This is a genomic window from Campylobacter sputorum, from assembly GCF_002220775.1.
GTDB lineage: Bacteria > Campylobacterota > Campylobacteria > Campylobacterales > Campylobacteraceae > Campylobacter_F > Campylobacter_F bovis.
This window is the reverse complement of record NZ_CP019685.1, coordinates 318,079-331,976: the sequence shown is the minus strand read 5'-3', so window position 1 is coordinate 331,976 and position 13,898 is coordinate 318,079. Positions and strand designations below refer to the sequence as shown.

Genomic DNA, 13,898 nt, shown 5'->3' with positions numbered 1-13,898 from the left:
TAACTCCTTTTATGCGATATTATGGATATTTTCTTCAAAGCCATCAGTAACTAAAAAATCAGTTTTATATATAAAATGTTGGCTTTTAGTTTGTACGATAAGAGTTAATTTTTTATCTCCACCATTTTTATGTTCAAAATGGGCTCTTGAGTAAATTTTATTTATGATTTCTTGATTTAAATTTTGGATATCTATAGACACTTCTAAATTTTCATAAACTTTTTGTGTTTCATTTTTTTGCGGTTTTTGATAAAAATTTCTATTTTTTCTTGGAGTAAAAACAAAATTTTCAGCCTCATCTAAATTTGCCATACTTAAAAATCTTGCATTTATTTGAGAATTTTCATTTGTCAAATTTATAGCAAATATAAATGGTTTTTGTTTATCTTCACTACTTAAATTTAAAAACAAATCAAGTGATTTTTCAAAAACACTCATAGAAAAAGTTCCATAAAGATCTAAAAGTTTTATTATGCCCATTTTATTACCTTTTTTGGTAATTTTGGTTTCAATATCTTCTATTTTTGCAACAATTTTTATATCTCTTGAGCCGTTAATATCGCCAAAAGAGTTGCTAAATGTTATATCTTTTAAGACTCTTATCTTCTCTTCATACTCTTTAAGTGGATGACCAGAAAGGTAAATTCCAAGAGTTTCAAGCTCATAACCTAAAATTTCCATAAGAGGGAGCTCTTCATCGGTTTTTAAAAGATCAACCCTAACAACACTCATACTCTCATCTTCTCCAAAAAGCGATTCTTTGGCGTTTTTCTTTATACTATCAGAGCTTTTGCATGCTTCTAAAATATTTTCAACATTTCTTAGTAAGCACATTCTAGTTAATCCAAGTGCGCTCATGGCTCCTGATTTTATTAAAGATTCTATAACTTTTTTATTTACTTTAAAGCTATCAACTTTTGAAACAAAATCATCAATATCTTTAAAACCATCTCCTCGTTGTTCTATTATATTTTCTATAGCACCAAGACCAACACCTTTGATAGCACCAAGACCATAAATGATTGATTTTCCATCCTTTACAACACTAAATTCCCTTATGGACATATTTATACTAGGCGGTAAAAGTTCTATATCAAGGCGTTTTATCTCATCCATATATCTTGATAATTTATCAGCATTATTCTCTTCACTTGTTAAAAGTGCAGCCATAAATTCTGCTGGATAATGAGCTTTTAGATAAGCTGTTTGAAAAGTAATCAAAGAATACGCCGCAGCATGCGATTTGTTAAAACCATAAGAGGCAAATTTCATAATAAGTTCAAAAAGCTCATCAGCTTTTGAGACATCATAACCTAGTCTTTTTGCACCATCTAAATACTTTTCTTTCATAGCGGCAAGTTTTTTCTCTTCTTTTTTACCCATTGCACGGCGAACCAAATCTGCTTCGCCAAGGCTAAAACCACCTATTTTTTGAACAATTTGCATAACTTGTTCTTGATATACGATAATCCCATAAGTCGGCTCTAAAATCTCTTTTATATCATCTATAAGATACTCAACTTTTGCTTTTCCATGTTTTCTATCTATAAAATCAGGTATAAGATCCATCGGTCCTGGACGATACAAAGCAATCATAGCGATAATATCTTCAAAGCAGTCTGGTTTTAGCCTTATGCCAAGCTCTTGCATACCGCCACTTTCTATCTGAAATACACCAAGAGTTTTTCCACTTTGTATAAGCTTATATGTATCTTTTTCATTAAAATCTATCTCTTCCCAAAGTATATCTTTATCATATCTTCTTTTTATAAGCATTAAAGCATTATTAATAACAGTAAGTGTTTTTAAGCCAAGAAAGTCAAATTTGATTAAATCTACATCTTCCAAATAATCTTTTGTATATTGTGTTACATAATGCCCATCTTCTCCATTTGATTGTTTAAAAAGAGGGGTTTTATTCCAAAGAGGCTCATTGCTTATCACAACGCCTGCTGCGTGCATTCCTGCATTTCTGTTTAGTCCTTCTAAATCATTTGCAAATCTCCAAATTTGATTTGCCAAAGGATTACTTGAAATGAGCTCTGTTATCTTTGGTTCTTTTTGCAAGGCACCATCGACCATTTTACCATCTTTTCCAAGATATCCACTAAGAGTTATTTTAAGCTCATCTGGTATAAGTTTTGCCATCTCATCAGCTTCTTTATAAGGCATATCGCAAACCCTTGCAACATCTCTAATAACACCTTTTGCAAGCAACTTACCAAAAGTTGCAACTTGTGCAACATTATAACAACCATACTTTTGTATTACATAGTCAATTATCTCACCTCTTCTATCTTGACAAAAATCCACATCTATATCTGGCATACTTATACGATCAGGATTTAAAAAACGCTCAAAAAGTAGATTGTATGGTAAAGGATCAATGTCAGTTATCTTAAGGCTATAAGCTACAAGTGAACCAGCAGCAGATCCTCTACCAGGACCAACTGGCACACCTCTATCTTTTGCCTCTCTTATAAAATCCCAAACTATAAGCATATAACCAGGAAATTTCATCTTATCTATGATGGCTATTTCATGATCCAATCTATCTTTATATAACTTGTGTTGATCTTGTGGAATAAATTTAAGTCTTTCTTCTAATCCTCTTTTTGAAATTATCTCAAAAAAAAGTGCATCATTTGCAAAGCTATATTTATTATCAGGTTCTGGTAAAGTTATATCCATCTCTTTTGCATATTGTGTTGTAAATTTAAAATTTGGCGGAGTTGGATCACCTAGATGAAGCTCTAAATTGCACTTATCTACAATTTCGGCTGTATTTTCTATAACTTCTGGAATATCTGCAAAAATTTCCCTCATCTGCTCATCTGTTTTTACATAAAACTCATGCACACTATGTCTTAATCTATCTTTGTCATTTAATGTTTTTTTCATAGCTATACACATAAATACCTCATGAGCTTCAGCTCTTTGTTTCAATGTATAGTGAGCATCATTTGTTGCTATAACTTTTATGCCAGTTTCTTTTGAAATTTGTAAAATTTGATCATCAATTGCTCTTTGTTCATTGATGCCATGACGCATAATTTCAAGATAAAAATCATCTCCAAATATATCTTTATACTCAAGTGCAACCTCTTTTGCTCTCTCATAACCTTTTGCACCATATTTTGTATTTCTCTCACTTAAATTTAAATGCCAGTTTACTTCACCTGCTAAACATGCTGAAGAGCAAATAAGCCCATCGCTATGCTCTCTTAAAACTTTTTTGTTTATTCTAGGATAATAATAAAAACCTTTTATATAAGCCATAGAGCTTAAATACATAAGATTTTTATAGCCTGTTTCATTTTTAGCTATTAAAATGAGGTGAAATCTCTGTTTTGTACTTTTATCTTCTATATCATCACCATTATGCACATAAGCTTCCATGCCTATAAGTGGCTTTATGCCGTTAGCTTTCATTGTTTTATAAAAATCAATCGCACCAAACATATTTCCATGATCTGTTATTGCACAAGCCCCTATCCCTTGTTCTTTTAGCGTAGAAGCAAGCTCTTTTATCTTATTAGCACCATCAAGAAGTGAATATTCTGTATGTAAATGTAAATGTGTAAATTTGCTCATAATTTTTCCATATCTAACTTAATATTACATTTTATATTACAGTAAATTTAGTTAAAAAACTCTTTTATATCCTTTATCAAAAATTTTAAAACATTAAAATATCTTAATAAATTTTATTTAAATAAATTTTATTATTTTTATCTTGACAAGGGGGGGGGTAGTAGTGCTATAATTTAAATTCAATTTTTAAATAGGAGCACTATAATGTTAAATAAAATTTCAAATAAATTGGCTGTATATATTTTAGTTCTTTTGGTTATTTGCTTTTCTGTGTTTACATTCATTAGTTATAAGCATACACGAGATATAATTATAAATACAAGTGAAGCTAGCAAAAGTTCTATGTCTTTTTCTGCAGATTTATTAATTGGTGAGTTTTTTACAGATAAAATTAAAGCAATTGAAAATTTTGCAGATTTTTTACAAAATAATCCGCAATATATTATGGATAGAGATTTATTAAATCAACAAATAATGTTTATATCAAAAACCTCTAGCTTAGAAAACATATTTTTTGCATATGAGAGTGATGGAAATTTTTATAGAACAGATATTGAAGATAATAAGAAAGTTAGTTTTATTTTTAGAACTATAGAAAAAGATAATTATGAACCAAGAAAAAGGGAGTGGTATAAACTCGCAACTAATAGTGATAAAATAATTTTTACAAAACCATATATAGCAAAAACAGGCAATAAACCAACAATATCCATAGCTCAAAAAGTGGTAATAGACGGTAAATTAATAGGAGTTATTGCAAGTGATGTATTTTTGGATAGATTAGGTTTAGTGTTAGCAAATATTAAAGATTCTTCAACAAGTTTAATTACTGTTATAGATATCAACTCAAAACAGTTTGTCTCTCATGCAAAAAAAGATATGATAATGTCTGATAATCCTGAAGTAAAACAAATTGCTACAGATTTTATAAACTTTTACAATAAATTTGGAAACAAACCTTTTGAATATGACTTTATGGGAGATCATAAAGTTGGTGCTTGCGAAAAATACGAAGCTGCTAACTGGCTTATTTGTTCAGCAAACTCAATGAGTGATTATGATAGCACACTAAGTTATATAATTAAAAGTCAAAGTGTAACTTCAACTATATTTATTATACTTATAGTATCTATCTTAACTTTCATAATAACAAGAGCTTTAAAACCAATCTCTATAATCCAATCAGGTCTAAACAATGTATTTAAATTTATAAATCATGAATCAAAAGATGCTAATACAATAAATGTAAAAACAAAAGATGAATTTGGAGCTATGGCTAAAGCTATTAATGAAAACATTGAAAAAACTAAAAAGAATTTATCTGATGAAGAAGTATTTATAAAACAAGCTAATACATTTGTAGATGAGATAAAAGAAGGTAACTTCTTAGTATCATTTGAAGCAAATTCTTCAAATCCAGCACTTAATAATCTAAAAGAAGCATTTAAAGAGTTACAAACAACATTAGTCTCACTTATAGCAGATAATGGACATAATATACTAAATTTATTAAAATCTTTCCAAAACAAAGACTTTACAACTTCTATAGAAGATAAAGGTGTTATTGCTCAAGGTATAAATACTTTAGGCATTGAAATATCAAATATGCTTAAACAAAATCTATCTCAAGCAGAGAGCTTACAACAAAAATCAGATCTATTATCTAAAGCAGTAGATCAAATAACAGCTTCAGCTAAAAAACAAGCTAGTTCACTTGAAGAAAGTGCAGCTGCAGTTGAAGAGATGTCTAGCTCAATGAACTCAATTAATCAAAAAACAACAGAAGTTATAGCTCAAAGTGAAGAGATTAAAAATGTTATAACTATTATAAAAGATATATCAGAACAAACTAATCTTCTAGCACTTAATGCTGCTATAGAAGCAGCAAGAGCTGGAGAAGCAGGAAGAGGATTTGCAGTTGTTGCTGATGAAGTTAGAAAACTTGCTGAAAAAACAGGTAAATCTTTAACTGAGATAGAAGCTAATGTAAATGTTTTAACTCAATCAATAAATGAGATGAGTGAAAGCATTAGAGAACAAACTGAAGCAATATCTATGATAAATAACTCTGTAGCTGATGTAGATGCTTTAACAAAAGAAAATGTTAATATTGCAAACAATACAAACAGCATTACAAAAGAACTTGATACTATGTCTAAAGATATAGTTGAGAGTGTAAGGAATAATAGGTTTTAAATTAATCCCCCTTAATATATAAATTTTCTAGATGCTTAAAGCATCTAGAAGTAAACTATTAAAATAAACTATATCTTATAAATACTTTGTTTTTGTTTATCAGTAATTAATGCTTTTGGTAAATTTAAGTTATTAAATGCTTTTTGTAATTTCTTATACAATTTTTCAAAATCAACACCAGCTACTCTAGTTTCGCTTATGGTTGTGATAAGTATGACATATAGAATTTTTAGAATTTGAAATTTAGAGATAAACTTTGTTTATATTTTATAAATTTTTACTATTTATAAGTATAATATTAAAAATTCCAAAGGAGAAAATATGAAAGTATTAAATCAAGATGAGATAAAAAATGTAATGTCAAGTGGAAGTGGTGTAGTTTATTTTGGTGCGCCTTGGTGCAAAGACTGTAAATTTGCAAAACCTATACTTCAAGAACTAGAAAAAGCGTATTTAAACATAAATTTTTATGATGTAAATGTAGATGATAGTGAAGGTGTGAGAGATGAATACGCAATAAGACACATACCAACTATATTTTATCTAAAAGATGGTAAAGAAATTTATGATAGAGTTGTAGAGCCACGCAGCAAAAGCAGTATAGAAGAAGGTATAAAAAAACTTATGTAAATTTAGTAGCTAAATAGCTACTAAATTTTATAAAATCAATATTATGATTTATTTTTTTATCAAAATTTGGCTAAAATAACAAAAATGATATAAGGTATTTTATGAAAAAAATTATTTTTACAATTATAATAGCCATTTTTTTAAGTGCGTGTTCAAATAAAAATATAACCCATGATCCAATAAAAAATGAACTTTTAGCTTATACACAAAAAACAGAAATCATAAATAAAAACGAGAGAATTTTAGCCTTAGGAACATATCTAAATCCAGTTTATCCAAATTTAGTCAGCAAAAACCTTGAAGAACATTTTATAGTGGCAATTTATCCAAAAGAAATAGATATAAACGAAAATTCATTTACTGTAAATAGTAGCATTCAAGATGTTATGATAAGAGAATTAAAAGAAGGTGATGAACTTTTGAAAAAAGTTGCTTTTAGTGTTCCTTGGGGAAAATACTATGAAGTTATATCTCCAAGGAAAAACACAGATGTGCTTAGGCTTAATTTCGAAATTTATCCATCGGCTCGGATTGAACTAGCATTTCAAAAAGTTTCTGTATCGATGTATTGGCAGCCAAAGCGTTAAGATAAACAACATAGTTTGACAAAACTTTCTTACCATAATCCCTAGTTTCATCAGCTTTTACTAATTCCATACTCAAAAATGGTTCATATTTGCCTTTTAAAAACATAGCATCGTTTACAAGCATTTTTTTAGTAAAACCAATCCCGCCATTATACGCATAGGCTATGAAAATAGGATGATAAAGATATTTTTCAAGATAATCCAAATGAACATTTGCAAATTTATATGCAACTTCTGGTTTAAACATATCATCTTGATCAAAATTCTCTATATTTAACTGTTTTTTTCCGATATCATTTGCTAAAAATGGCATAAATTGCATCATTCCTAAAGCATAAGAAACAGAAATAGCACTTGGGATAAACCTGCTTTCCTGTCTTGCTAATGCAAAAATAAGTGCTTTTCTATGCACATCAACGCCATCAAGTAAATAATCATACGCCATTGGATAGTAGTGATTTTTATAATTGCTAGCTTTTTCCATCATATAGCTATAATGCCCAACTGTATCTATAGTATAAAATTTAGCTGCAAAATCAGTAAGCTGCGAGCTATTCATATCTTTTATAGTTTTTTTAGTATACTCCCAAGTAAAAGGATCGCTAACGCTATAATATTTTAACGATGTAACTTTTGGTCTTGGAACAAAAATATCTTTTTTATCAACACGAGTAAGCTCTCTAGCATAAATACTATAAATATTTATATCATCACTATTTGCTATATCCAAAAGAGTAGTTTTATCTTTACTTAGATAATAAACCCAAAAATTTGCGTTGTCTTTAAAACTTTGATAGGAAGTCATATTTGAAGCTTGTTTAAAAAATTTTATTGCAATATCTGGCTTATCAAAAAGCAAAGCATTTACACCTAAATAAAAAGCAACATTATAAGAATATGAGTTTTTTGGATCTGCTTTTAGCAAGGATTTTCTAAATTTTGACATATTTTTGTTTATAACAAAACTTTTTATTGTGTTTTCAAATCTTTTTTCATTTATAAGTTTATTGATAAAATCCAAATTATATCTTTTATCAAAATTTTTGTTTTTATTATAAATATTATAATATGTTATAAAATTTGAACTATCTAATGTCTTTTCATAGTATAAAGCAGGATCTTTTGAATTTAAACCCATTAACATATTGGCAGAATTTGAATAAGAAAATTGATATTTTTCTATAAGTTTGTTTCTATCTTCATTACTTAAATTTAAAACCCTACCCATATAAAGAAGTTTTATTTGACAACTCTCATTTGCATCCATTATATTTGGATAAGTCATTTCGCACTGCGAAACAACTTCTGGTTTTGATCCAATTACTTTTTCTATGGCTGTTTTAAGTTTACCCCTATATCTATAAACATCGTCTCTAAGAGCATAAACATCGTCTTTTGTATAATTGCCTTCAGTTAAAAGCCTATAAAAATAATAATCTTTTACTAAACTTTTTGACTCTTTTTTTAAATTTTGAACATCAATAACTGCACTAAAAGAAAAACTTAAATATAGAAAAAATACTAAACTACATCGCAGCAGCAAAACCAAATAAACTCCTTACTACAAAAAGATCTAAAAATTGTATTATAAGAATAACAATAACTGGTGCGATGTCAATACCGCCAAATGTTGTTGGCACAATGCTTCTAATCTTGGCATATACAGGCTCTGTAAGTCTATATAGGGTTTGGACTAATTTATTGTATGGATCTAGTCTAACCCAAGAGATTAGAGCCGCAATTATTATGACCCACATATATCCTACTAAAACAAAATGAAGTATGCTTGCAATTGCAAATATAAGATTACTTACTATCAAATTATCTCCTTTATATCATTTTTTATAAAATCATAAAGCTCACTTAACTCAGGTCCATGTTCTTTGCCTGTTATAAGAAGTCTAAGTGGCATAAAAAACTTTTTACCTTTTAGGGAAGTTTGACCCATAAGAGCTTTTTTAAACTCATCAAAACTATCTTTATAATCTAATTTTAATATAGCATCTTTTAAGATTTTCATCTCATTTTCATACTCACCTTGTATGTTTTTAGGCGAATAAATATGTGAAATTTTATCTTTTATCTCTACAATCAAACTTGATTCTTGTGTATAAAAACGAATAAGTGAAGCAAATTTAATAGGCATTTCAAAAAGTTGTGCTAATCTTTCATCGCTTGCTCTTTTTATGTGTTCTCTATTTATTTGCGAAAGCTTATCTATGTCAAATTTAGCTGGGCTTTTTGATACTTTTTTTATATCAAACCACTCCACTGCTTCATTCATGCTAAATATTTCACATGGGGTTTTATTGCCTAGCATAATTAGATAATTTGCAATTGCTTCTGGCATATATCCAGCTTCTAAAAGCCATTTTACAGAAGAACTATTTTCTCTTTTGCTCATTTTTGTGCCATGTTCGTTTAATATTATAGGTAGATGAGCATATCTAAATTTACCAGTATAACCAAGATATTCTCGTATCAAATCTTGTTTTGGCGTATTACTTATATGATCTTCACCTCTTATAACAAAATCCACACCTTCGAGCATATCATCAACTGCACAAGCAAAGTTGTAAGTTGGAGTTTTGTCTGTCCGCATGATAACAAAGCTATCTATATTTTCTGGCTCAAACGAAATTTTACCTTTTATTTCATCAATAAAACTCATGGTTTTATTAGGTTTTTTCATCCTTATAACAGATGGCTTTTCGCAATTTAAAACCTCTTCATCGCTTAACTTTTCACAAGTTCCATCATATCTATAAGCAATATTTTTTTCTTTTGCAAGTTCTTTTTTCTTTGCTATATCTTCATCAGAACAAAAACACAAAAATGCTTTTTTATCCATCAAAAGCTTTGCTGCTAATTCTCTATGAAATTTAAGATTTTTACTTTGGTAATAAAGAGTATCCCATTTTATGCCAAATTTTGTTAAAATTTCTAAAATTTCAGCATCTTTGCCTTCAATGTTTCTTTCTTTATCAGTATCTTCTATACGAAGTATAAAACCGCTTTTATCTTGCAATGAACAAATATAGTTAAATATAGCTGCACGCAAATTTCCAATATGCATATCACCAGTTGGCGATGGCGCAAAACGATACATTTTAATCCTTCATTTTTTTCTTACGATTATACTAAAACTTTCTTTATAAAAAAGAAAAGATGAGTATTGTTGTATGATTACAACTGTAAAAATATTTTTACAAAATATATTAAATTTATTTTTATTTTTTAAAATAGAAATTAAGACTTGAAGCAAAAAAAATATTGAATAAAATAATGTTTAAATTTGATACTAAATATAAAAGTTGAAAATAGTATAAATTCAAAATCGAATTTATACTAAAGTTTGAGAATTTATTTTTTAAGTTCTTTGATTCTAGCAGCTTTACCACGAAGTTCGCGAAGATAAAACAATCTTGCTCTTCTAACACGACCTCTTCTTAGAACTGTGATTGATTCTATGCTATCACTATAAATAGGAAAAATTCTCTCTACCCCTACACCATTTGCACCAATTTTACGAATAACAAATGTTTGGTTTACAGATTCTCCTCTTCTAACTATGCATATACCCTCAAAGTTTTGAACTCTAGTTTTTTCACCTTCTTTTATGCGAATAGCAACTCTTAGTGTATCGCCTGCTCTAAACTCAGGCACTTCTTTATCGGCTTTTTGAGCTTTTTCAAAAGCCTCAATATATTTATTTTTCATTTTATTCCTTTGTTTAGCGACTTTGATTTTATATACAAATCTGGGCGATGGAACCTAGTTTTGCAAATCGCCATATTATCTTTCAAAGCTTTTATTCTACCATGATTTCCCTTTAAAAACTCTGAAACTACTTTTAAATTCTGAAAATTATCTGGCTTTGTAAAAGAGGGAGCTTCCAAAAGAGTGTTTTCAAAACTTTCTTCTACTAAAGACTTACTATTTCCCAAAACACCTTCAATATTTCTACTTATGGCATCACACATACAAAGTGTAGGAAGCTCTCCGCCTGTTAAAACAAAATCCCCTATACAAAACAGTTCATCTGCAAAAAGCTCATAAATTCTTTCATCAATACCTTCATATCTACCGCAAACAAAACATACATGAGAAAAATTTGATAGTCTTTTCGCGTCTTGTTGTGAAAATTTTTTACCAACTGGTGTTGCAAAAATGATTTTTACATTTTTATCCATTTTTTTTAAATGAATCAATAAATCATAAAGTGGTTGAGCACTCATCAAAAGCCCAGCACCACCACTTATCATATAATCATCTACTTTTTTATATCTGTTTTTGCTAAAATCTCTTGGATTTAGAAAATTTATATCAATTAGCTTTTTTTCTATAGCTCTTTTTAATATAGAATCACAAAAATAAGGTTCTACAAGATTTCTAAAAAGTGTAACAAAGGTAAATTTCATTTATGAATTTTCAAATATGTCTATACTATCTTTTGAAAATATTGTTTTATTTTTTATATCAACGCTTATTATATATCTATTATTATAAGGTATATAAAAGTTTTTTGGCATATTTTTTTGTATAAGTTCATCAGATGTTTTGATTAGCAACATATGATTCATAGGAAATTCTTCTATGTCATCAACTATACCCAAAATTTGCTTGTTTTCTACAATTTTACAACCAATGATATCAAAATAAAAAAATTCATCTTTTTTTAATTTACAATTTTTAATAGTATCTGCTTTTGTGGTATATAAAATCTTGTTTGTGAGTATTTTTGCACTATCTATATCGTTGTAGCCGGTAAATTTGATTAAAAGTTTAGCTTTATCAAAACTCTCAACCTCAAATTTATTTGAATTTTTATCGTAAAAGATAGCACCTTTTTTAAACTGATTTATAAAATCACTTTTATTATTTAATTTTAATTGCCCTTTTAACCCAACAGTCTTACCAACAACAGCAACTTCTAGAAATTCACTATTCAATAGATTTTACCGTAACTCTATAAGAAAGAGAATTTTTTGCCTTACATCCTATGATAACAGCCTTAATGGCATTTATTATCCTACCATCTTTACCTATAAGTTTTCCGGCATCAGACTTTTTTGCAAAAATAGTAAGTTCGCAAAAATTATCATCAATTTGCTCTTCTTTTATATCAACTTGATCCGGAAATTCTGCTATTAATTTAGAATATTGTAATAAAAAATTTTTTACCATTTTTATTTGCTAGTTATTCTAGCCACCCTATCACTTAGTTTAGCACCAACACTCTTCCAGTACTCAAGTCTTTGAGAATCAAATTTAATAACTTCTGGATCTACCATTGGATTATAATAACCAATGCTTTCTATCCAGCCACTATCTCTTCTTTTTCTACTATCTGTAACTACTATACGATAAAAAGGTCTTTTTTTGCGACCAGCTCTTGTTAATCTAACAACTGTTGCCATATTTTTTACTCCTTAAATTTATAAATAAAGCTTAGGTATAGCCTTTGCCATAACTAAACTTTATTCTCAAAACTTCCCATTATCTAGGGAAATTTTGAGCTCCACCTAACATACTTTCAATACCACGCATACTATTTTTATTTGATAGCTTTTTGGCTATTTTAGACGCATTGCTAAACTGTTTTAAAAATTTATTAACTTCCATCTGAGAAAGTCCAGCTCCACTAGCAAGCCTTCGTTTTCTAGAATTATTTAAAAGATCTGGATTTTCACGCTCTTTTGGAGTCATTGATTGTATCATAGCCTTTATATGTTTTATTTCATCAGATCCTTCTAAATCAATATCTTTTAATTTTCCAGCAACATTTGAAAGCCCAGGAATCATGCCTATAAGATTCTTCATATTCCCAAGTTTCTTAACGCTTTCTAATTGTTCTATGAAATCATTGAAATTAAACTGACCTTTTTTTATTTTTTTATTTAATCTTTTTGCCTCTTTTTCGTCTATTATAGCACTTGTTTTTTCCACAAGTGTTGCTAAATCGCCCTCGCCCATAATACGACTTACTATTCTATCTGGGATAAAACTTTCTAAATCTGCAACTTTTTCTCCAATACCAACAAATCTTAAAGGAATTTCAAGCTGTTTTGCTATACCTATAGCAACACCGCCTTTAGAATCAGAATCAAATTTACTAAGTATTACACCAGTTAAATCAAGTATTTCATCAAAACCCTTGGCCGATCTTACAGCATCTTGACCACTCATAGAATCTGCAACATAAAATATCTCATTTGGGCTTATAGCTGATTTTATATCTTTTAATTCACTCATAAGCTCTTCATCTATAGCCAAGCGTCCTGCGGTATCAACAAGCAAAACATCATACAAGCCATCTTTTGCTTTTTTTATAGCTTCTTTTGCTACATTAATAGGACTATTTTCTCCATCTAAACTAAAAAGCTCTATTTCATTTTCAGCACAAAGCTGTTTTAGCTGCTCAACAGCAGCAAGTCTTTGCAAGTCACATGCTGCAACCAAAATCTTTTTTTTGCGCAGTTTTAGAAAATTTGCAAGTTTAACTGTTGTGGTTGTTTTTCCACTACCTTGAAGTCCCGTCATTAAAACTACTGTTGGAGGATTTGATGCATAAACAAAACCTTGATTACCAGGAGCTGTCAATGTAGTAGTCAAATTTTCTTTAATACTATCCAAAAACTGTTTTTGACCAATACCCCTACTTTTAAGATCTTTTTCTATATTAGATAAAAGATCTTTTACAACTTTATGATAAACATCGGCTTTTAATAGTGCTTTTTTAAGAGTTTCCATCGCATTTTTGAGTGCTTTTTCATCATCAATGGTTTTTAGTTTATTAACAGCTGCCTTAAAAGAATCACTTATTTGCTCAAACACTAATCCTACCTCAATAAAAAATTTATATACAATTAATAAAAGTTCTAATTATAC

The 13,898-nt window shown here is 28.9% G+C and carries 12 protein-coding genes and 2 pseudogenes; 4 read left to right on the top strand and 10 right to left on the bottom strand.

The annotated features are described in order from the left end of the window. Nucleotides 1–9: 9 nt before the first annotated feature. Nucleotides 10–3,594 carry a DNA polymerase III subunit alpha gene (gene dnaE, locus CSPB_RS01725; protein ID WP_089192913.1) on the bottom strand — a complete coding sequence of 1,195 codons (3,585 nt, stop codon included), beginning with the start codon at nt 3,592–3,594 and terminating at the stop codon, nt 10–12. A 204-nt stretch (nt 3,595–3,798) separates the two neighbouring features. Between dnaE and CSPB_RS09010 the strand changes: the two are divergent. From CSPB_RS09010 to CSPB_RS01710, 4 genes and pseudogenes are all read left to right on the top strand, one after another. After that, nucleotides 3,799–4,365 (top strand): annotated as a pseudogene (locus CSPB_RS09010) (cache domain-containing protein); the annotation flags it as partial. Nucleotides 4,366–5,388: 1,023 nt separating this feature from the next. Next, nucleotides 5,389–5,790 (top strand): annotated as a pseudogene (locus tag CSPB_RS09005) (methyl-accepting chemotaxis protein); the annotation flags it as partial. A 321-nt stretch (nt 5,791–6,111) separates the two neighbouring features. Then, complete coding sequence (locus CSPB_RS01715; protein ID WP_089192911.1) at nt 6,112–6,420, top strand: thioredoxin family protein; 309 nt, start codon at nt 6,112–6,114, stop codon at nt 6,418–6,420. Between the two features lie 101 nt (nt 6,421–6,521). Beyond that, complete coding sequence (locus CSPB_RS01710) at nt 6,522–7,007, top strand: lipoprotein (RefSeq protein ID WP_089192910.1); 486 nt, start codon at nt 6,522–6,524, stop codon at nt 7,005–7,007. On the opposite strand, the gene CSPB_RS01705 is transcribed toward CSPB_RS01710, so the two are convergent. The 9 genes from CSPB_RS01705 to ffh all read right to left on the bottom strand — a co-directional run bounded on the left by CSPB_RS01705 (nt 6,922) and on the right by ffh (nt 13,844). Then, a complete protein-coding gene (locus CSPB_RS01705; RefSeq protein WP_089192909.1) occupies nt 6,922–8,556 on the bottom strand; it encodes a lytic transglycosylase domain-containing protein in 1,635 nt (544 codons plus the stop codon). The two genes, CSPB_RS01710 and CSPB_RS01705, sit on opposite strands and share 86 nt — an antisense overlap. Further along, nucleotides 8,534–8,827, bottom strand: a complete 294-nt coding sequence (locus CSPB_RS01700) for a YggT family protein (protein WP_089192908.1) — start codon at nt 8,825–8,827, stop codon at nt 8,534–8,536. The genes CSPB_RS01705 and CSPB_RS01700 overlap by 23 nt, the downstream gene beginning before the upstream one ends. After that, nucleotides 8,824–10,116 (bottom strand): glutamate--tRNA ligase, encoded by a 1,293-nt coding sequence (gene gltX / locus CSPB_RS01695; protein ID WP_089192907.1) that lies wholly within the window; start codon nt 10,114–10,116, stop codon nt 8,824–8,826. Before gltX ends, CSPB_RS01700 begins: the two co-directional genes overlap by 4 nt. A 254-nt stretch (nt 10,117–10,370) precedes the next feature. Then, on the bottom strand, nt 10,371–10,727 hold the full coding sequence (rplS, locus tag CSPB_RS01690; RefSeq protein WP_033916840.1) for a 50S ribosomal protein L19: 357 nt from the start codon (nt 10,725–10,727) through the stop codon (nt 10,371–10,373). Beyond that, a complete protein-coding gene (trmD, locus tag CSPB_RS01685; RefSeq protein WP_089192906.1) occupies nt 10,724–11,428 on the bottom strand; it encodes a tRNA (guanosine(37)-N1)-methyltransferase TrmD in 705 nt (234 codons plus the stop codon). Before trmD ends, rplS begins: the two co-directional genes overlap by 4 nt. After that, nucleotides 11,429–11,959, bottom strand: a complete 531-nt coding sequence (gene rimM / locus CSPB_RS01680; protein WP_089192905.1) for a ribosome maturation factor RimM — start codon at nt 11,957–11,959, stop codon at nt 11,429–11,431. Then, entirely contained in the window at nt 11,952–12,194 is a 243-nt protein-coding gene (locus CSPB_RS01675) for a KH domain-containing protein (protein ID WP_089192904.1), read from the bottom strand. The genes rimM and CSPB_RS01675 overlap by 8 nt, the downstream gene beginning before the upstream one ends. Before the next feature lie 2 nt (nt 12,195–12,196). After that, nucleotides 12,197–12,427 carry a 30S ribosomal protein S16 gene (gene rpsP, locus CSPB_RS01670; protein ID WP_033916844.1) on the bottom strand — a complete coding sequence of 77 codons (231 nt, stop codon included), beginning with the start codon at nt 12,425–12,427 and terminating at the stop codon, nt 12,197–12,199. Nucleotides 12,428–12,506: 79 nt separating this feature from the next. Further along, nucleotides 12,507–13,844, bottom strand: coding sequence for a signal recognition particle protein (gene ffh, locus CSPB_RS01665; protein WP_089192903.1), 1,338 nt, complete (start codon nt 13,842–13,844; stop codon nt 12,507–12,509). Between the last annotated feature and the right edge of the window lie 54 nt (nt 13,845–13,898).

Coding starts and splice junctions, on each gene's coding strand:
- CSPB_RS01675 (WP_089192904.1), bottom strand. CDS start 12,194: ATGGTAAAAAATTTTTTATTACAATATTCTAAATTAATAGCAGAATTT.
- rpsP (WP_033916844.1), bottom strand. CDS start 12,427: ATGGCAACAGTTGTTAGATTAACAAGAGCTGGTCGCAAAAAAAGACCT.
- CSPB_RS01715 (WP_089192911.1), top strand. CDS start 6,112: ATGAAAGTATTAAATCAAGATGAGATAAAAAATGTAATGTCAAGTGGA.
- trmD (WP_089192906.1), bottom strand. CDS start 11,428: ATGAAATTTACCTTTGTTACACTTTTTAGAAATCTTGTAGAACCTTAT.
- rplS (WP_033916840.1), bottom strand. CDS start 10,727: ATGAAAAATAAATATATTGAGGCTTTTGAAAAAGCTCAAAAAGCCGAT.
- gltX (WP_089192907.1), bottom strand. CDS start 10,116: ATGTATCGTTTTGCGCCATCGCCAACTGGTGATATGCATATTGGAAAT.
- dnaE (WP_089192913.1), bottom strand. CDS start 3,594: ATGAGCAAATTTACACATTTACATTTACATACAGAATATTCACTTCTT.
- CSPB_RS01710 (WP_089192910.1), top strand. CDS start 6,522: ATGAAAAAAATTATTTTTACAATTATAATAGCCATTTTTTTAAGTGCG.